We start from the raw sequence: 19,699 nt of genomic DNA on the forward strand, positions 1-19,699 counted from the left end.
AGCTATTAATAAATCCGTGTCATCAGTAATCTTTGCAGCATCTTACTTAATTCGGGATCCAGGGAGCCATACTGATCATCAAAATCCTTCACCTCCTGGAATGTATCAACCGTGATGCTGGGTTCAATGATCTCTAGGCATAATTTTAACAGGGCCTGATGGGGGGGGGGATTGCCATTGCCTATATACTCAATAGCCTCTAGGGGACTTCGTAATAGGAGATTATTACGGAGATTTGCATCCATGGAAGCATAATTTTCCCCATAGGAATTCAGGGCATCCACCCATGCTTCCTTCATTAAGTCATTGCTATTTTTATCCCTAGGAGTGAGATCTGTAAAATCATTATTGATGATCCTTAATGCTGCCTCTAGATCACTATGGGGATGATCTATTGTCAACAACTCATCAAGGGATTCCCTGTAGTTCCCGTGGTGGGCCTGAATTCTCACTCGATAGCTTTGCTGCCAGGAATTTAAATCATAGTTCGTCTCAATAAATCCTAAAACTTCAAGGGTTTTTTCATAGTCCTGTAGATTGCTATAGGAAATATCTGCAATACGATCTAAAGAGGAAGGATTTTCTGTAAGGGCATAGAGCCTTTCATAGTAGTCCAAGGCTTTGTTGAAATCTGCATGGGGATAGGAAAACTCTTGGATGTTAAATGATATCCCATATAATTTCCCCAGCATAGCCAGAGCATAAGCATCCTCTGGGTCATAGGATAAATCTTCCTCGTAGGCATCTATTGCTCCCTGGTAATCCCTTGCTAGTATAAGCTCATCTCCATTTCTAAGGTCTCTTTCTTCAAAATGAAAATCCGTGTTTTGACTCCTTAGATAGCCTCTGGTGGAGGTTAATATGCTACCATTCTTATCATGGGCCCTTACTCCCCAAAAATATTTTCCACCGGGCTGGGCGAACCCAAACAAGGAGCTTGGGGTAGGACCCTCTGAATCATAGGACATCCCTGTTTGAGTATAGGTCAGTTCCTCAAGGGAAAGGATCGCTTCATTATTGTGGAACTTCTTGTCCGAATAGATTGTTGAAATCCAGCCTGATCCATCGGAGGAATAGCTACCCATCTCCAGGGTATAATAGGCTGCCCCCTCAAAGGGCTCCCATTTAAAATGAACTTGATCACCGATTATTTTTTCGTTATCTACTGGAGAAGTGGCCCTTAGGGTGTCAACCAAATTAAAGTCCCAGTGATAGTTTTGATTTTCATCGATATATATTGTGGACTCTGGAAAAAAGCCGCCCTCCAAAATCACATCTCCCACCTCATCTAAATCCAGAATAAAACCCAGACTATATCTTCCTGGAGGAAGCTTACCAAAGGAAAAGTTCCCACTACTGTCGGTTATAGACCAAATAGAATCCTCATAATGGCCTCCAAATATCACTCCCCTAGAGGGATCATTCTGTTCCTGAAGGAAAAACTGTATGGAAGCTAGGGCAGAATCCATAAGGGTTAAGGATCCTGTGATTTTTCCATACTGTAAGGGCTTATCCCCTAGGGAGGCAATTCTTCTAAGGATGACTTCCCGCTGGTTATCATAATAGCTTCTTTCTGAAATTGCGTCATTGCCTTCCTGCTGTGCAAACTCCGCTTCCCTTTGCCTGCCTTCCTCAATGAGATCCAATAGCTTAAGGTAGTATTCCTCAGCCTGTTCTTGATTTCCTAAAAGAGCGTGGAGCTCTGCCATGGATTGGTATAGACGTTGATCGAATGAATAATCCCTTTCCTCCAGGAGATAATTTGAAAACCTTAAGGCCTCATTATAGAGTCCCTGGCTCTTCAAAATCTGAGTAGCGCCTAGGGCTACGGAGGAATCATAGTAGTTTGTTCTGGGGATGGCATTTATGGTTTCGTAGTGACTTACCATGATTTCAAAGGCCTCATCCACTCTCCCCTTAGACAGTAAATTTCTAATATTTTGTTTAGAGAGCTGGGTTTGTGCGCTTCGACCCTGCCAGGTTTGGGGGAATCTCTCCACCAATTTTTCGTAATATTCTTGGCTTTCCTTAGATAGTTCAACAGTCATACCCTGAACGCTCCCTGTGCCGGCGGAGGAAATCATTAGGAGGCTATTGGTGTCGGATATTTCAGCGAGCCTTTCCAATGCGGTGGCAGTTTCGGCACGATTTGGAAAGAAACGATCTAGACGATCATAATAGATTTTGGCTGCCATAGGCTCTCCATTTTGGTTATATCGTTCCCCCATATACAGGATGATAGAGGGAATGAAGGTATAGGTTAGGAGTAAAAGGGCAAGGGAAATACCGATTCCAGCCAATACATGTTTAACTTTAATACGAATGATTTTTTTCATAGTATGACCTCCCAGTAATTTAGACTTGATTCCATAGGGCTAATATACTCCCATGAATTTAGGATTTTATACTAGCGATAGGAATCGCTGGTATAAATGCTTCCGTTGGTGTTCTTCAGTTCTAAGATTTCATACTTTGGATGGGAGATTTCCCCGGGCAAAATAAAACTGTTCAAGGATACCGTAAGCAAAATGATAAAGCTAAGGGCAAGGACCGGAATCGTGGCAAGGGGAATACGGATTTCCCGCTCTAAAAAGGTCTCCATTCTAGATGGCGGTTGTTGTCCCTTGGGGAGAGCTAAAAGCTGATCCTTGAAAGAAGTACTTAATTCCAGGGGATCTAAGCCCTCATTAAAAAGGGTGGTAATTTCATGCTCCAACTGTTTATCTGTATAATTTTTATTTTCCTTCATCTAATCCGCCTCCCTTTCTAAAAGTAGTTTTTTCATATGCTCCCTACCCCTCTGGAGTCTAGACTTTATACCGGACTCACTGATATCCAATATTTCAGCGATTTCTTTGACTTTAGAATCTTGATAATAGTAAAGATAAAGAACCTCACGATATTTTATGGGAAGGGAGAGTAGTAGTTCCCTAATTTCCCTTTGTCTCTCTGTTATTTCCAAGGCCTCCTCCGGAAGTGGGGAGGAATCCTTAAGGATTATCTTCGATGTAGTAAAAATATTTTTTATTTTCCTTCGTCTGAGGATATTTTTTGAATTGTTTATGGCAACCCTGGTTAGCCAGGTGGTAACAGCGCTATCACCCCTGAACTTATCCATATTCCTATAGAGGGCTAGAAAGCTTTCCTGAACAACGTCCTCAGACATTTGGGAATCTCCTATGATCATAAAGGCCAGTCGAAAAAGCTTATCCCCATAGCCTTCAACCAATTCCCGGTATTCTTTATCATGCAATCTATCTCACCCTCCCTCTTCAACCTATTAGACACATAACTCAGATTATGGTCTCAAAAATTATAAATTTCATATGAATAAATTTATTATAGCATAAAAGGAACCAAGTGAAGGAAGCCACAACTAAGGGGACGGCTCATCAGTGATGAAAAAAAGAAAGCCAACAGCTTTGTCTTTTTATTTTGCCTGTACTTTCACCTAGAAACATATTAATATGTAAAATGAGAAGGGATTTTGCATACTTTCAAGGAATATTTAGATAAATGAAGTCCTTTTGCATATTAACCAGGACAGAGTAAAAATCATTAGAAAAAAAGCTGTTGGAGGTTCATCCAATGAAATTATTTGAGATTGTACCAGATAAATTTTTTAGTATTCTTTCATCGAAAAATAAAGAAATCTATAGTGATTGTTTGTTTATACTATTTAACCAATATACAGGAAACACATCCTTTGGTATAGATAGAGAAATTGTGGTGCATGTTTTGACAGATTATTTTGAGGAGCTGGGGGAAGTAGAGCTCTTTCAGGATGAGGATGTGACTGTGAAATCTGCTCGAGAAGAGGCTAACTTCATCATTAGAAAGCTTGATGAGTGTGGGTGGATAGATATTGAGACCACCACCAGCTATAAGCAAATCATTAACCTGACGGATTATACTGTTATGATGCTTGAAACATTAGAAAAGATTGTTAAGAATGAACAACTTGAGTACCAGGGCTATGTCTATACCATTTATTCTATATTATTTGGCAACGACAATGATCAGTATAATGTGATCCTGGATCAGGTTCATGAAAATACCATGAAGCTGATGAATGGGCTTAAAACCTTAAACGCCAACATCAAAAAATACATTGGTAGAATCACAGAGCAAAAAACCTCTGAGGAGATTATGAAGCTTCATTTTGAAGGCTATACCCAGGATATTATTGATAAAGGGTACCATCGATTGAAGACCTCGGATAATGTGAGTAAGTTTAGGCCTAAAATTCTTGAAAAGCTTGAAATTATTAAGCGAGACAAGGCCTATTTAGAGCGGGCCAGTCAACAAGAGGTTGACATCGAAAAGGCAGAGAGTCTAGAGGCTGCCAAGGAAAAAATAATGGGTCAATTGAATGGCATTATCTATGTTTTTGAAAATATGGATGAAACCATTGGTGAGATTGACAGGAAAAACACCCAATATATTAGGGCCTCCTTAACCAGGGTGAAGTATCTTTTAAATAGTTCCAAGGATATAGAGGGACAGATAAACGAAATCCTTAAATATGTGGTGGAGCGGATTGAAAGTGGTGAGATTGACCTAAAAAATGATCGCATCGATGAAATCGACAGCCTTTTTCGGTTTTATCCCCAGAGCTTCATAGACAATAAATCCCTGTACATAGCCACAGAAGGGAAAAAGGATTTTCAGTCACAAAAGCTGGATGAAGATCAAGTCATGAGACAAGAGGAAAGAGAAAGACGAATTAACGAAATTAAGGAAAAGAAGAAAAAGAGCTTAAGTAGAGGTAACATTGACACATATGTATTAGAGATGTTAGGGGATAGAGCGGTGATGAAGGCATCTAATTTACCCTTGGAAAATAAGCTGGATTTCATTAAGCTAATTTATGTATTAGTGTATGCTAAAAGTCGATTGGTTCATTATAAAGTGAATAAATTAGAGGAATCTATTGAAATAAAGGGATTTAAGTTCAATGACTTTGAAGTTTGGAGGAAATGAAATGGGTATGACAGAGAAGTACAATCACTTAAATAGTAAGCAAAAGGATGAATTTGCTAGAATTGCAAACAAGCTATTATCCATTGGTTTTTTAACCAAGAAGAAGGAAGATAATAAAAAAGATTATTATTTTATTGAAAATCATAAGGAGATCTTCGCCAACTATTTTGAAATATCCGGTTGGGAGCTGGAGATTGATGATACATATGGTGTGATTCATCTTGTGAATCACCATGATCAAAATAGGCACCATTTTAAGCTTTATGAAAGTATCATTTTGCTGGTATTGAGACTGTTATATTATGAAAAAATGCAGGAGCTGTCCTTGGCTGAAAATATGGTCATCACAGTGGATGATCTTCACCAAAGATTTTTTGCCCTTAAGCTGAGGGACAAGCCATTGGACAAGACCACCCTCAGAAGTGCCCTGCGACTTTTTCGGAAATTCAACTTGATTGATTTAATTGATTCAGATATTAGTCTGGGAGACGCTAGAATGATTATCTACCCCACCATTTTATTGGCTGTCAGGGTCGAGGATATTCGAAAGGTATATGAAAAACTAGATACCTATAGAAGTGGGGAGGTGGTAGAGGATGAAGAAGCTGACGAAGATCAAGTTGATTAATTGGCATTATCTGACCAATGTAACCATTGATATTCATGACAACTGCCTCATAACCGGTGACAATGGTTCAGGAAAATCTACCATTCTCGATGCCATCCAATATGTACTAACGGGAGGTCGGGCAAGGTTTAATAGTGCTGCCCATGAAAAGGCAAAAAGGGATTTGTTGGGCTATGTACGCTGTAAGACAGGGAAAGATACCAATGCCTACGAAAGAAAGGGAGATGTGACAGCCCATGTGGCCCTAGAGTTTTATGAGGAAAGTAAAAAGAGATCCTTTGTTTTGGGGGCTGTCATTGACTCATCCAGCGACCTAAGCAATCCAAAGGTGATTTTTTATCGAATCGTGAACCAAAAGATAGAGGACAAACTATTTCTTAATGGTGCTGTCCCTAAAAATATCAGTCAATTTAAGGTATCGACGAAATCTTTTCAAACAAAAATATTGCCAACCCAAACTGCAGCCAGAGAGGATTTTAATCATTCATTAGGCTCCATTGGGCATCGGTTTTTTGAATTATTACCTAAAGCCTTAGCCTTTAAAGCCATAGAGAATGTCAAAGATTTTGTCTACTCATATATCTTAGATGAGAAAGAAGTCAACATTGATTATTTAAAGGAGAATGTCCGGACCTATATGGATTTTGAAAGGGTTCTTGAAGGAATTAAGCAAAAGCTAGAGCGTTTAGAGGAGATTCAAAAAGAATATGAAGAGGTCTTGCGGGTTGAAGAAAATATCAGAATTCACGATTATATTATTTTAAAATCCCAGAAGGATACGGAGGAAGAAAAGTTAAAGTCAAAAAACATGCTCTTGAGTAAACGTCAGGAGCAGTCCTCAAAGGAAAAGGAAAGTGAAGTTCAGCATATCAATCAGCTAGACCTATTGAAAGAGCGAGAAAGTGACATTCGAAAGAGTCTATTAACCAATGATACCTATCAGTTAATGAGGAGCCTAGAGCATGACATTAAGCTCCTTGAAAACTCAAAACGGGAATTAGACAATGAACAGCAAGGATTCATGACAGCATTGCAGACGGAGCTTGATAGAATGAAGAAAATCCACGGCTTGAATATTGAGATCAAGGGGTTAAAGGATTTTGTAGAACGCAGTCAAACCCTAGACAATCCACCATCTGTAGGGGACTTTTGTGAATCCGCCTTTGTCCTGGAGGAAAGCTTTAATGAAGTCAGTGGACAATTCAACGAAAACTTATTTAAACTGAAATCCAGTAAAGAAGATAAGGAAAAGCAACTTAGGAAAGTCAATGAGGAAATTCAGATATTAGATAGTAAAAAGCTTGTTCATAATAAGGAAGTCATTGCCCTTCAAAGGGTGATCGGCAGTGAATTGGAAAAGCTTGAGGGGAAGCGGATTGAGGCTAAAATTATTTGTGAGTTACTAGAGGTATCAGATCCGATATGGCAGGATGCGGTGGAGGGTTATTTAAACACCCAGCGGTTTAACTTACTTGTGGATCCCCAATATTTTGATGATTCATTACATGCCTATGAGCGGTATAAAAAATCCAATGGCATACATGGGGTGGGCCTCATTAACACCCAACAACTTGAAAAATATCAAGAGTGTGATGAAAACAGTCTAGCGGCGGTGGTCACCTCTAAAAATAAGTATGCAAAGTATTATATTAATATGGTTTTAGGTAAGGTGATACGATGTGACGCTGTTGAGAATTTAAAGAAGTACCAACGATCCATCACCCCAACCTGCATGGTGTATCAAAATCATACCGCCCGTCAAATCAATCCTCAGATTTATAAGAAGCCCTATATTGGTTCTGAAGCCTATAAAAAGCAGCTTGTGTTAAAGGTAGAAGAGCAAAAACAATTAAAAGAAGTGCTCCTGGGATTGGGAGAAGAAATAGAAAAATTGAATGAAATTATGAAACTAATGATAAAACCTAGGTTTGAGTACTTAAGAGAGCACAGTGATGTACAAATCAAGGTGAATCAGAAGCATGAGGAGATAGGAACCAAGCAGGAAGAGTTAAAGCGAATCGATAGAAGTACCATCATGGAATTAGATCTAGAGCTGGAGAGCATTAAAAAGACAATCGATGCAAAGGAGAAGGAACTCAAGACCATTAACGGTCGTGTCATTCGGCTAGATTTCGAAATGGAGCAACTGGAAAAAGAGATCAATCAGTTTGAAGATCGGGTTCATGGCATAGCCAAACAAATCATTAATTATGAAACCCAACACGGAGAAATACTGGATAAGGCCAATGAACGCTATCAGGCTGGACTCAAGCTAAGGAAGCCCTATGATATACACCAGAATTTTACCCGAAGTAGACAGGGATTAGATACAAAGCTCAATAATGCTGAGAACGAATTAATGTACCAGCAAAGGCAATATAATAATGATTATCACTTCGGTGGGGCTGAGGGCAAGGCTGGCATGGAGGATTTTAACCGAGAAAACAAGGTATTAAGGGAAAGTAAGGTCATTGAGTATGAGGAAAAGATCAATGGTGCAAGACAAAAGGCTGAAGAGGAGTTCAAGGAGCATTTCATCTCAAAGCTACAAGAGAATATTGTATCGGCTCAAAATGAATTTAAAAAATTGAATCAAGCATTGAAGGGAATCCAATTTGGGCAAGATGAGTATAAATTTTATTTCAGTGCCAATAAGCAATATGATAAGTTCTATAGGATGATTATGGATGAAAACAACCTAGGAGGAAACACCCTGTTTACAGGGGTCTATCGTCAGAAGCATAAGGAAGCCATGGAAGAATTATTTGAACGAATTACAGTGGATAATGATGAATCTAGAAAGGCCCTAGAGAAGTTTACGGACTATCGAACATTTATGGATTATGATATTAAGATCTATCACAGTGATGGGAGTACCTCTAGCTTTGCCAAGGTCTGTCGTGAAAAAAGTGGTGGTGAGACCCAAACCCCTTATTATGTAGCCATTGCTGCATCCTTTGTACAGCTATATGATAGTGGTATTCACCAGGACAAGCTAGGCATTATTTTATTAGATGAAGCCTTTGATAAAATGGATGAAAATCGTATCGACAGTATGATGTCCTTTTTTAGTAAACTAGACTTGCAGCTGTTGATTGCATCACCCCCACAAAAGATTGAGACAATCGGACCCCATGTGGGGACAACCTTAGTTGTAACGAAGGAAGATAATTTTAGCTGGGTGGAGGCATTTAGAATCGATGAAGAATTATAAAAAGATGATACTCAATCATTTGGTAGATAAATATGAAAAAAGTTCTTTGTACCGTGGGGATAATAAGGTCAATGTAACCATTGGCATGACCATCAATAAAAAAAACCTATCGGATTATTTTAATGAATGGGATTATACATTGAAAAAGGAGATCAATGAACAGGCCTTAAGTCTACAGGAGGAAGCGCTCATTGAAATCCAGTGGAAGAAGTTTCAAGAGGGAAACATCCTAGACAAATTAAAATTGAACATTGAATCACTGGATCGTGTTTATGAAGTATTAAAAAGACAGCCAAAGAGTCAGCTAGAGAATGACGTTGGCACCATTGTCATGGGTTATTGTGATAGAACGGATTGGCTGGGTGATTTTGCAAGGGATATGAAAGAGAAGCTAGTTCAAAAGGGCAGTATTAAAAAATACTTGGACATAGAGGATCGGGTAGAGGTCAAGGATGTATTCATGGCTCTGGATCAAATACGAGCCCAGACCGATGAAATACCCAAGCGGGTTTTCAGTATAAGGGTATTTTCAGATTCCAAACGTTTTGAAAGGGTAGAGTCTAAAGTGGTGAGAATCATGAGGGACTACGGGCCCTATGAAGTGGATATGGATATATTGGCGGAGGAAAATATTATCCAAAATCCTAGCTATGTCTTTCTGAAGGGAAAAGCTGTACTGCTCTGTAATGAAGAAACAATCAATTTAGAAAAGGTGGATGGTGAGATTGGTCTAGGTGCTGGTTTAATTGATAATCTAAGCTTCAAGACAATCGATGCAAAGAGAGTTTTAACCATTGAAAATTTAACAACCTTTCATTGCTATGAACCTAAGGATGAACTGGTGATCTATTTAGGTGGTTATCATAATGCCACAAGACGAAGACTCCTAAAGAAGATCCATGGGTTTAATCCTGATTTAGCCTTTTACCATTGGGGAGACATTGACCTGGGTGGCTTTAGAATTTTAAATCACCTTAGGAATAAGACTGGTATTAATGTGAAGTCTTATCGGATGGATAGAGAGACATTAGAAATGTATAAAAATCATACCAAGAAGATAAAAAGTGAGCAATACAGTGGTGAATTAACAAAACTGTTGGAAAATGAGGAGTATATAGAATTCCATGAAGTGATCAGATATATGATTGAGAATAATATGATATTGGAACAGGAAGCATTGGATATAGGATGATGGTTGCAGTAAAAGGGGTTATCTTGCTATTAGATAATTGATGCGATAAGTGAAATTTCATATAACTTTATGATAAGAAATTTGGAGGTGAGACTATGGAAATGGTATTCTATAAGTGTTCGGTATGTGGATTTATTCATCAAGTGCCGGCGTACTGGAGTGGCTTTTCACCAGAGGAAGAAATAGAAATGGTACATTTCAATCTAGAAACCAATGAAATGTGTGGTAAATTGATGTTGAGCTTAGTTGAGGTATAGAAAAATATATAGATAAGGGAGATTAGTCCTGGAGGGCGACCACGGTGAGTCTTTTTCTATGGATAGGTTAAAAACGTAGTACTGGAGGGGTTGGAAATTGATTGAACTTATTAAGGATTTATTGATAAATTATGGTACAAATGAGAGGGTAGCCCAGTATTTCTCTAATACAATAGCGGTTATCGTGATTATCATGGTCAGCCTGATCGTTGATTCAATTGTGCGAAAGGTTCTTCTTAGAACGTTAAAGTCTTATACTGAGAAAACAAAAGCTAAATGGGACAATATCATTGTAGAGAAAAAGGTTTTTGATCGACTGGCTCGTATTGTGCCAATAGGAATCATACATGCATTTGCTCCAGTATTTCCTGCTTATCAAATGTGGATTCAGAGAATTGCTTTTGCCTGTATTGTTTTCATTGTTTTACTAGCACTCAATCGATTCTTAGATGCCATAAATTATATCTACTCAAGCTATGGAATAGCTAAGGTAAGACCTATTAAAGGATATATTCAGGTGGTAGAGATCACTTTATATACCATTGGTATTATTATCATTATCAGTGTTTTGATAGATCGTTCTCCGTGGATTTTATTAAGTGGTGTAGGTGCTGCAACAGCAGTATTTATTCTTGTTTTTCAAAACTCCATACTGGGACTTGTAGCCAGTATTCAAATTACCACAAATAACATGCTACAAATCGGAGACTGGATCGAAATGCCTAAGTATGGAGCGGATGGAGATGTGTTAGAGATCTCTCTGCATACAGTAAAGGTACAAAACTGGGATCAAACGATTATTATGATTCCAACCTATTTACTTATATCAGAATCATTTAAGAACTGGAGAGGGATGCAGGAGTCCGGTGGTAGAAGAATTATGAGAGCTGTCTATATAGATGTCACAAGCATCAAATTTTGTGATGAAGAGATGCTAGCAGGATTTGAGGAAATCCAATACATTAAAGAAGACCTTCAGAATAAGAGAAAAGAAATAGATAAATACAACAAGGATTATAAAGTGAATTCCGCACATGCTGCTAACGGAAGACACATAACCAATATAGGGATCTTTAGGAGTTATATAGAGAACTACTTAAAAAATCATCCTAAGGTAAGTCAAAATATGATCCAAATGGTGAGACAGCTTCAACCCACTGAAAATGGATTGCCCATAGAAATATATGCTTTCACAAATGAAATCGCATGGGCAGATTATGAGGCAATACAAGCGGATATTTTTGATCATATATTAGCTGTGCTTCCTGAGTTTGATCTTAGGATTTATCAAGGGCCCACAGGATATGATTTTAGTAAACTGAGAAGTATATAGAATTCCATGAAGTGCTCAGCTATGGGTATAGTTGTAAATGAGGGAAGGAGAGAAGGGTATGAAAAGAGTGGATAAAATACTAGGAAATCTGCAATATCAGATTTATCTTCAAAGGAATATGGAGGCAGAAACGGACCGAGTTTTATGTAGGCATAATCTTCAACACTGTTTAGATGTAGCAAGGGTAGGATACATCGTCGCCCTAGAGAACAATCTAGAGGTAGAGAAGGAACTAATTTATGCAACGGCCCTATTGCATGATATTGGTAGGTGGAGACAATATGCCGATGGAACTGACCATGCTGTGACTGGTGGAGAGCTTGCTAAGGGGATACTCATGGATTGTGATTTTAGTGAATTTGAGATAGAACTTATTGTACAGGCTATTATAAAGCATCGGAAGGGTACGGATTTGGAGACGGCCTTAGAGCAGGTTATATTTGAAGGGGATAAAAAATCCCGTTTGTGTATAGACTGCGGAGCGATTCAAGGATGTAAAAGATTTACGGGGAATAATAAGCCCTTGCTGCACTATTGAGAAGGTATGGGTATTGATTTATCCAAATACAGTAGTTAAAAATTTAACTACTTTTAGCATTTAGGTTTGACCTTTTAGTTGGACAGCATATATAATGTAATTATGGAAAATTAAAGTAATTCTAAAAAATAAAGGGGTGAGGGACCTGATATTAATGATTGACAACTATGATTCCTTTACTTACAATTTGACTCAATACCTAGCTTGTCTAAAGGAAGAGGTACTAGTCTATCGGAATGATTGTATTACTTTAGAAGAAATTGAAGCCTTAAAACCAGAAGTTATTGTGTTGTCTCCTGGACCATGTACACCAAATAAAGCTGGAATTTGTATAGATGTGGTTGAGAGATTTAAAGGGGAGATCCCGATCTTAGGAATATGCCTTGGACACCAGACAATAGGACAAGTCTTTGGTGGAAATGTAATTCGAGCTATAGAGCCTGTCCATGGTAAGGTCCATCCGATACACCACAAAAGTGTGGGGGTCTTCAGTGGGCTAAAAAACCCTCTGAATGTTACCCGATATCACTCCCTAGTAGTTGAACGGGAGAGCTTGCCACAGTGCTTTGAAATTACTGCAGAAACAAATGAGGGAGAAATCATGGGGATTAGGCATAGGGAATATATGATTGAAGGGGTACAGTTTCATCCCGAAGCCATCCTAACAGAAATGGGAATGGAGCTGTTAAATAACTTTCTAATAGCGGCACGAGTACAATATGAGCAGGTGAAAAAATGTATATAGAAAAAATCAACACCTCATTAAATAGTTTTGAATTATATACAGTTTTTAAAGAAGAGCCCTATAGCTTTTTCCTAGATAGTGGCATGGATTATGGGAAACTAGGAAAGTATTCCTTTATAGGTTTTGCGCCTAGCTTAGTATTTAAGAGTAAAAATAATAGAATCGATATCATTGATGGTGGGAAAATCCATACCTACTCTGGAGATCCCTTTGAAAAGTTAAGAGAACTATATAAAAAGTATAAAAGGGATTATAAAAGCGAGCTTCCCTTTCTGGGAGGATTTGTAGGATATTTTGGCTATGACCTGTGTCACCATGTGGAGCATCTACCTAGAACTGCTATTGATGATGTACAGATTCCTGACTGTTTTATGGGTCTTTATGATGGGGTGATTATTATTGACCATATAAAAAATCAGACCTATGTGGCTGCCTTGGGAATAAAAGAAGATCCCAATGATATTGTTAATAAAATATCAAAACGGATATATGAAGAAGAAAGAAAAGGTGTTAAGACAGATATAAGGGATAAGGACAAATCTGTAGAATTAAAATCTAATTTTAAAAAAGAGGAATATATTATTGCCCTTAGTAAACTTAAGGAATATATTCGAGCAGGGGATATTTATCAAGCTAATCTAACCCAAAGGTTTGAATGTGAGCTAGAGGAATCTCCCTATGAGCTATATAGCAAACTGCGTCAAATTAATCCAGCTCCCTTTGCAAGCTTTATTGATTATGGAGAAGGCCATATTGTCAGTAGTTCCCCTGAGCGATTCATCCAAATTAAAGACGGTCTGATAGAAACCCGACCCATTAAGGGAACAAGGCCTAGGGGACAAACCCCTGAGGAGGATTTGGCAAATCGAGAGGATTTGTTAACCAGTGAAAAGGACAAGGCCGAGCTTTTGATGATCGTTGATTTAGCAAGAAATGACTTGGGACGAGTATCAAAAGATGGTTCAGTAAAGGTAACGGAACTCTTCCATTTAGAAGAATATGCAACAGTATATCATTTGGTTTCTACTGTTCAAGGAGAGCTAAGGAAGGAATACGATGTAATTGATTGTATTCGATTAACCTTTCCAGGGGGCTCTATAACCGGGGCACCTAAAATAAGAGCTATGGAAATCATTGATGAGCTTGAACCGACCCAAAGAAATATTTATACGGGATCTATAGGGTATATAGGTCTAAACGGAGACACAGACTTAAATATTGTAATTAGAACCATTGTATGTAAAGACAATAAAGCCTATTTTCAAGTAGGGGGAGGAATCGTATGGGATTCTGATCCAGAGATGGAATACCAAGAAACCCTCCATAAGGCGAGGGCTTTAATACAGGCGTTAAAAAGTTAGGGATATAGCTCTAATTTTAAGATGAGAAATGAAGGTGATTCCATGTATATTTTAATGAATGGTCAACTCATAGGGGAAGGTGAGGGACATTTATCCCCTAGTGGAGAGGCTCTTTTCTATGGCTATGGGTTGTTTGAGACCCTAAAGTATCATAACAAAAAAATATTTTTTCTAAGAGAGCATTTGGAAAGATTGACCCTGGGCTGTAGGAAATTAGATCTTCAATTGAAGATTGAGGAAGCCCTGATAGAAGAGTGGGCGTATCAATTAATCCAGGCAAATCAGCTCCCCACAGGTACATTGAAGATCACTTGTATAAAAAGTCAGGATCATGTGGATGTGATTTTATCGATTAGAAAAAATGTCTACACAAACAAGGATTATGAACAGGGCTTTAAATTATGCTTTACTGAGGTAAAAAGAAATCCCTATTCTATCCTAACCTATATTAAGTCCAATAATTATTTGGAAAACCTGTTGGTGCGGAAAGAGGCACTGGCTCAGGGCTACCATGAGGTGGTATTTACAAATGTCCATGGGAAGATTTGTGAAGGAGCTATATCCAATATCTTTTTTGTAAGGGAAGGCATACTTTATACACCGGCTGTGGAATGTGGAATATTAGAGGGAATCATGCGAAATAAAATATTAGAAATAGCAAGGGGCCTAGACCTAAGGGTTGAAGCAGGAGGGTACACAGAGGAAGATCTTTTAAAGGCCGAGGAGGTATTTATAACTAATTCCCTACTAGAAATTATGCCAGTTGTAGAGATAGAGGGAAAACAGTTCAATTTACACAAGAATATAGTGACGCAAACTTTAAGAAAACAATATGAGGATTATATAGGTGCACAACAATAGATCAAGGAGGAGGGTCAAAAATGGATAAGGAAAAAATACAGCGAGCGGTTCGAGATATACTAGAGGCTATAGGAGAGGACCCAGACAGAGAGGGCTTAATTGATACACCAAAACGCATTGCCAAAATGTATGATGAAATCTTCGAAGGATTAGTGGCGGATCCAAAGGATCATTTAGATATATATTTTGAAGATGAAAAGCATGAGGAAATGGTATTAGTAAAGGATATTCCCTTTTATTCAGTGTGTGAGCATCACTTAGTACCCTTCTTTGGGAAAGCCCATGTAGGGTATATTCCTAAGGGTGGCAAGCTAACGGGATTAAGTAAGCTGGCAAGGGTAGTAGATACAGTAGCTAAAAGACCTCAGCTACAGGAACGTTTAACATCTATGATTGCTGAGACGATTATGGACAAACTAGATCCCCATGGGGTTATTGTAGTCGTTGAAGCAGAGCATATGTGTATGACCATGAGGGGTGTAAAGAAGTCAGGCTCCAAAACCGTTACTTCCGTTGTGAGGGGAATCTTTAAAACCGATGCAAAGGCAAGGGCAGAAGCTATGTCATTGATTCAATTTGGTAGCTAAACTGGAGGCAGAGTCTATGAAAAATATTCAATATGTTCCAAATAGAGAAGTAGAAGTAAAATGTGGAAAGCATACTTTCCATTTTGGAGCTAAAACCTACATTATGGGAATTCTCAATCTTACCCCTGACTCCTTTTCTGACGGTGGGAGCTATGTAGATGTGGAAAAGGCTGTAACCCACGCAAAAAAAATGGTAGAAGAGGGAGCCCATATCATAGATGTAGGGGGAGAATCAACCAGGCCAGGAGCCCAAGAGGTTACAGGAGAAGAGGAATTGAGAAGGGTTCTTCCAGTTGTGGAAAGACTGATAAAGGAAATTGATGTACCTATTTCTGTGGATACCTATAAGGGGGAAGTGGCGGAAAAGGTACTAGAGGCAGGGGCCCATATGATTAATGATGTGTGGGGGTTACAGAGGGACCCAAAAATAGCCAAGGTGATTGCTAAATATGATGTGCCCGTAGTGATGATGCACAACCAAATAGGCACAGAATATAATCAAGATATTATCCAGTCTATGATTGATTTCTTAAGGGAATCCATAGATATTGCTAAAAAAGCAGGAATTAAAGAAGAAAATATTATTTTAGATCCGGGCATAGGCTTTGGAAAAACCTCGGAGCAAAATATACATGTAATGGGCAGGTTAGGGGAATTGAATGGTTTGGGATATCCTATTCTATTAGGAACCTCTAGAAAATCCATGATAGGAAAAATTTTAGATTTACCTCCTGAAGAAAGGGTGGAGGGAACCTTAGCCACTTCTGTTATGGGAATTATTCAAGGGGTAGATCTCCTACGGGTGCACGATATTAAAGAAAATATAAGGACAGCAATGGTTACAGATGCCATTGTAAGGGGGAGGGAAAATGGATAAAATTATTTTGAAAAACCTAGGGTTCTATGGCTACCATGGCGTGTTACCGGAGGAAAATCGACTGGGACAAAAGTTTTTTGTAGATATAGAGCTATATGCAGATTTGAAGACAGCAGGGAATTCAGATGATGTAAAAGATACGATCAACTATGCTGAGGTATATGATGTTACGAAGGATATTGTAGAAAACCAAACATTTCAATTAATCGAAGCCTTGGCAGAAACTATTGCAGCTAAGGTGCTGAAGGATTTTTCTAGGGTAAATGAGATTCTTGTAACCATTAGAAAACCGGAGGCTCCAGTAAACGGGATTTATGATTACTTCGGGGTGGAAATAAGGAGAAAAAGGTAATGGCGAAGGTATATCTAGGGCTGGGAAGTAATATGGGAGATAAAAAAAATTACATAGATGAGGCTATTCAAATGTTGAAGCAGCATGAATGCTTCACTGTCACAAAGATATCCTCCTATTATGAAACAGATCCAGTAGGCTATGAGGATCAGGATGTTTTCTTAAATGTAGTAGTGGAAGGAGATACCACCCTGACCCCCTATTATTTACTCGGATACTGTAATGGGATCGAGGAAGCATTAAATAGAAAAAGATTGATTCGTTGGGGCCCCAGAACAATCGACGTAGATATACTACTTTATGAAAACTTTACCTCCAGGAAGAAAAAACTAACTGTCCCCCATCCTCGAATGACGGAAAGGGCCTTTGTCATAATTCCCTTACATGAGATTGCATCAAATATTACAATAGGTGGAAATGCAATAAAAAATATCATTAAAATCCTTGAAGACCAAGGGATTAGGAAGGTTTACTATGATGGATAAAAGAATTTTAACTGGAGAACAAATTATAGTAGAGGTCGGTAATTTAAAAATTGGGGGCAATCACCCTCCCATTTATATTGCAGGTCCTTGTTCCGTAGAGTCAAAGGAACAGATTATGGAGACGGCTTTTCAATTAAAGGAAATCGGAGTAGATGTTTTAAGAGGTGGGGTCTTCAAGCCTAGAACCAGTCCCTATGCCTTTCAGGGCTTAGGAATTGAGGGGCTAGAATACTTGAAAGAGGCTGGTAAAGCTACGGGTTTACCTATTATTACAGAGCTAATGGATGAAAAATATATGGATGTTGTAGCTGAACATGCTGATATCATCCAAATTGGTTCTAGAAATATGTTTAACTATTCCTTCTTAAAAACCATGGGAAGACTGGACAAGCCTATTCTACTGAAGCGAGGGATGTGTGCTACTATAGAAGAATGGGTTCTTGCAGCAGAATATATTGTAGCCCATGGGAATAAAAATGTTATCCTGTGTGAAAGAGGGATTAGGAGCTATGATCATTATACTAGAAATACTTTAGATTTAGCTGCTGTACCTATCATGCAAAAGGAAACAGGATTGCCTGTTATTGTTGACCCAAGCCATGGAACGGGAATTCGGGAGTTGGTGAAGCCTATGTCTAAGGCTGCCTTAGCCTGCGGTGCCAATGGATTAATGATCGAGGTCCATCCAAATCCTCCCTGTGCCCTAAGTGACGGGCACCAATCCCTGACCTTTGAAGAATATGAACAGGTACGGAGAGATAAATAAGTGGATCAATGAGCCTATGAAAAAGGACCTTCATTAGAAGGTCCTTTTTCATCCTTGAAGGTAAAACCAAAATCATCTACTAGCTTTCTATTTAACTTAATAGGTAAAGAAGGAACATTTCAATTCATTTACACGTCTAAATAATAATAAAGTCAAATCACATATAAGGAGTTGAATAAAATGATCAAGAGAACTGCTATTGTCCTTTTGACAGCATTATTATTGATATCCACCACAGGCTGTGGGAGCTTATTCAATACAGTGACAGTCCATGAATATAATGAAGATAAGGTTGCTTCCAGTGTGATGGAGGGGAATAACCAATTTGCATGGGACATCTTTAAGGAGTTAAACCAAGAGGATTCTGGAGAAAGTATTTTCATCTCTCCCCTAAGCATATCAACGGCCCTTTCAATGACATATCAGGGAGCAGAGGGAACCACCAAGGATGGAATGGCTGAAGGCCTAAGATACCAAGGCATCGATATGGAGGTTCTCAATGAGAGCTACAGGGAGTTATTAAAATATATGAATAATATGGATCAAGGGATCGAGCTTAATATTGCCAACTCCATATGGGCTAGAGAAGGTGGCGGATTTAAAGAAGCCTTTCTTGACATCAATCAAGATGTTTTTGATGCCTATGTAACTGAATTGGATTTTTCCAAAGCGGATTCAGCGGATAAAATTAATGGGTGGATTGAGGATGCCACAGAGGGAAAGATTGAGGAAATGATCCAGGGTCCTATTTCATCAAATGTATTGATGTATCTAATCAATGCCATTTACTTTAAGGGTAGTTGGACAGTACCCTTTGAGGAGGCCCAAACATTTGATGGAGAATTCTTCACCGAGGATGGCGATGTTAATGATATTAAAATGATGAGGAGAAATGGTAAGGTAGCCTATGGTGATGGAGTGGATTTTACCGCAGTTAAACTTCCCTATGGAAATGAAAGTACATCAATGTATGTGATTCTTCCAGAGGAAAACACTTCGATCAATGATTTTATTGGGTCAATGGATCACAAAAAATGGAATGAAATTCGTGAGGGTATTTCCTCTCAAAAGGATGTAGAGCTTCAAATACCAAAATTTGAGCTAGAATATGGGATTAAGGAATTAAATAATAGTTTAGCTAATTTAGGAATGGGGGAGGCCTTTGGTCCTGCCGCAGACTTTTCTAAGATTAGAGAGGGAATATTTATCAGTGAGGTGCTGCATAAGGCAGTAATCGAGGTTAATGAAGAGGGAAGCGAGGCTGCAGCTGCAACGGTGGTTGTAATGACTGAGAGTGCAATGGCAGACCCATTAAGTTTTGTAGCCAATAGACCCTTTATGTTTGTGATTGCAAATGATGAATCCGACACAATCCTCTTTATGGGAAAGTTAAGCGGTATTAACTAGAATCAGTATCCTAAAGTCTGTTTTTTAGAGAAATAATAAACCTCTTGTTATAGAAATAATGTTATGGATTTACATGAAAGAATATTTCATTCATATGATGTAAAAACTAACAT

The 19,699-nt window shown here is 38.6% G+C and carries 19 protein-coding genes; 16 read left to right on the plus strand and 3 right to left on the minus strand.

From position 1 onward, the window contains the following. Positions 1–5 precede the first annotated feature (5 nt). The 3 genes from AMET_RS10610 to AMET_RS10620 all read right to left on the minus strand — a co-directional run bounded on the left by AMET_RS10610 (position 6) and on the right by AMET_RS10620 (position 3,253). The gene (locus AMET_RS10610) at positions 6–2,336 is read right to left on the minus strand and encodes a carboxypeptidase-like regulatory domain-containing protein (protein WP_012063283.1); all 2,331 of its coding nucleotides are present in this window, start codon (positions 2,334–2,336) and stop codon (positions 6–8) included. A gap of 71 nt (positions 2,337–2,407) precedes the next feature. Beyond that, entirely contained in the window at positions 2,408–2,749 is a 342-nt protein-coding gene (locus AMET_RS10615) for a hypothetical protein (protein WP_012063284.1), read from the minus strand. After that, complete coding sequence (locus tag AMET_RS10620) at positions 2,750–3,253, minus strand: RNA polymerase sigma factor (protein ID WP_012063285.1); 504 nt, start codon at positions 3,251–3,253, stop codon at positions 2,750–2,752. It abuts the gene before it with no gap. Positions 3,254–3,588: 335 nt separating this feature from the next. Between AMET_RS10620 and AMET_RS10625 the strand changes: the two genes are divergently transcribed. The 16 genes from AMET_RS10625 (at position 3,589) to AMET_RS10695 (ending at position 19,586) form a co-directional block, all read left to right on the plus strand. Next, the gene (locus AMET_RS10625; RefSeq protein WP_012063286.1) at positions 3,589–4,983 is read left to right on the plus strand and encodes a Wadjet anti-phage system protein JetA family protein; all 1,395 of its coding nucleotides are present in this window, start codon (positions 3,589–3,591) and stop codon (positions 4,981–4,983) included. A 1-nt stretch (position 4,984) separates the two neighbouring features. After that, positions 4,985–5,611 carry a DUF4194 domain-containing protein gene (locus AMET_RS10630; RefSeq protein ID WP_012063287.1) on the plus strand — a complete coding sequence of 209 codons (627 nt, stop codon included), beginning with the start codon at positions 4,985–4,987 and terminating at the stop codon, positions 5,609–5,611. Then, entirely contained in the window at positions 5,580–8,825 is a 3,246-nt protein-coding gene (locus AMET_RS10635) for an ATP-binding protein (protein WP_012063288.1), read from the plus strand. Before AMET_RS10630 ends, AMET_RS10635 begins: the two co-directional genes overlap by 32 nt. After that, positions 8,812–10,017: a Wadjet anti-phage system protein JetD domain-containing protein gene (locus AMET_RS10640; RefSeq protein ID WP_012063289.1), complete on the plus strand. Its 1,206-nt coding sequence runs from the start codon at positions 8,812–8,814 to the stop codon at positions 10,015–10,017. Before AMET_RS10635 ends, AMET_RS10640 begins: the two co-directional genes overlap by 14 nt. A 95-nt stretch (positions 10,018–10,112) precedes the next feature. Beyond that, positions 10,113–10,274 (plus strand): hypothetical protein, encoded by a 162-nt coding sequence (locus tag AMET_RS25780; protein ID WP_012063290.1) that lies wholly within the window; start codon positions 10,113–10,115, stop codon positions 10,272–10,274. Between the two features lie 97 nt (positions 10,275–10,371). Further along, positions 10,372–11,607, plus strand: coding sequence for a mechanosensitive ion channel family protein (locus AMET_RS10645; protein WP_012063291.1), 1,236 nt, complete (start codon positions 10,372–10,374; stop codon positions 11,605–11,607). 58 nt (positions 11,608–11,665) lie between these two features. Beyond that, the gene (locus AMET_RS10650) at positions 11,666–12,145 is read left to right on the plus strand and encodes an HD domain-containing protein (protein ID WP_041720654.1); all 480 of its coding nucleotides are present in this window, start codon (positions 11,666–11,668) and stop codon (positions 12,143–12,145) included. Between the two features lie 145 nt (positions 12,146–12,290). Then, positions 12,291–12,890: an anthranilate synthase component II gene (locus tag AMET_RS10655; protein ID WP_041721551.1), complete on the plus strand. Its 600-nt coding sequence runs from the start codon at positions 12,291–12,293 to the stop codon at positions 12,888–12,890. Next, positions 12,881–14,251, plus strand: a complete 1,371-nt coding sequence (pabB, locus tag AMET_RS10660; RefSeq protein WP_012063294.1) for an aminodeoxychorismate synthase component I — start codon at positions 12,881–12,883, stop codon at positions 14,249–14,251. The genes AMET_RS10655 and pabB overlap by 10 nt, the downstream gene beginning before the upstream one ends. A gap of 21 nt (positions 14,252–14,272) precedes the next feature. Continuing rightward, a complete protein-coding gene (locus AMET_RS10665) occupies positions 14,273–15,112 on the plus strand; it encodes an aminotransferase class IV (protein ID WP_083760959.1) in 840 nt (279 codons plus the stop codon). A 20-nt stretch (positions 15,113–15,132) separates the two neighbouring features. Further along, entirely contained in the window at positions 15,133–15,699 is a 567-nt protein-coding gene (folE, locus tag AMET_RS10670) for a GTP cyclohydrolase I FolE (RefSeq protein ID WP_012063296.1), read from the plus strand. Positions 15,700–15,715: 16 nt separating this feature from the next. Beyond that, positions 15,716–16,576, plus strand: coding sequence for a dihydropteroate synthase (folP, locus tag AMET_RS10675; RefSeq protein ID WP_012063297.1), 861 nt, complete (start codon positions 15,716–15,718; stop codon positions 16,574–16,576). Next, positions 16,569–16,928, plus strand: a complete 360-nt coding sequence (gene folB / locus AMET_RS10680) for a dihydroneopterin aldolase (protein WP_012063298.1) — start codon at positions 16,569–16,571, stop codon at positions 16,926–16,928. The genes folP and folB overlap by 8 nt, the downstream gene beginning before the upstream one ends. Then, positions 16,928–17,413 carry a 2-amino-4-hydroxy-6-hydroxymethyldihydropteridine diphosphokinase gene (folK, locus tag AMET_RS10685; protein WP_012063299.1) on the plus strand — a complete coding sequence of 162 codons (486 nt, stop codon included), beginning with the start codon at positions 16,928–16,930 and terminating at the stop codon, positions 17,411–17,413. Before folB ends, folK begins: the two co-directional genes overlap by 1 nt. Beyond that, entirely contained in the window at positions 17,403–18,179 is a 777-nt protein-coding gene (gene aroF / locus AMET_RS10690; RefSeq protein WP_012063300.1) for a 3-deoxy-7-phosphoheptulonate synthase, read from the plus strand. The genes folK and aroF overlap by 11 nt, the downstream gene beginning before the upstream one ends. 180 nt (positions 18,180–18,359) lie before the next feature. Beyond that, the gene (locus tag AMET_RS10695; protein ID WP_012063301.1) at positions 18,360–19,586 is read left to right on the plus strand and encodes a serpin family protein; all 1,227 of its coding nucleotides are present in this window, start codon (positions 18,360–18,362) and stop codon (positions 19,584–19,586) included. Positions 19,587–19,699 lie beyond the last annotated feature (113 nt).

The organism is Alkaliphilus metalliredigens QYMF (assembly GCF_000016985.1).
GTDB lineage: Bacteria > Bacillota > Clostridia > Peptostreptococcales > Natronincolaceae > Alkaliphilus_A > Alkaliphilus_A metalliredigens.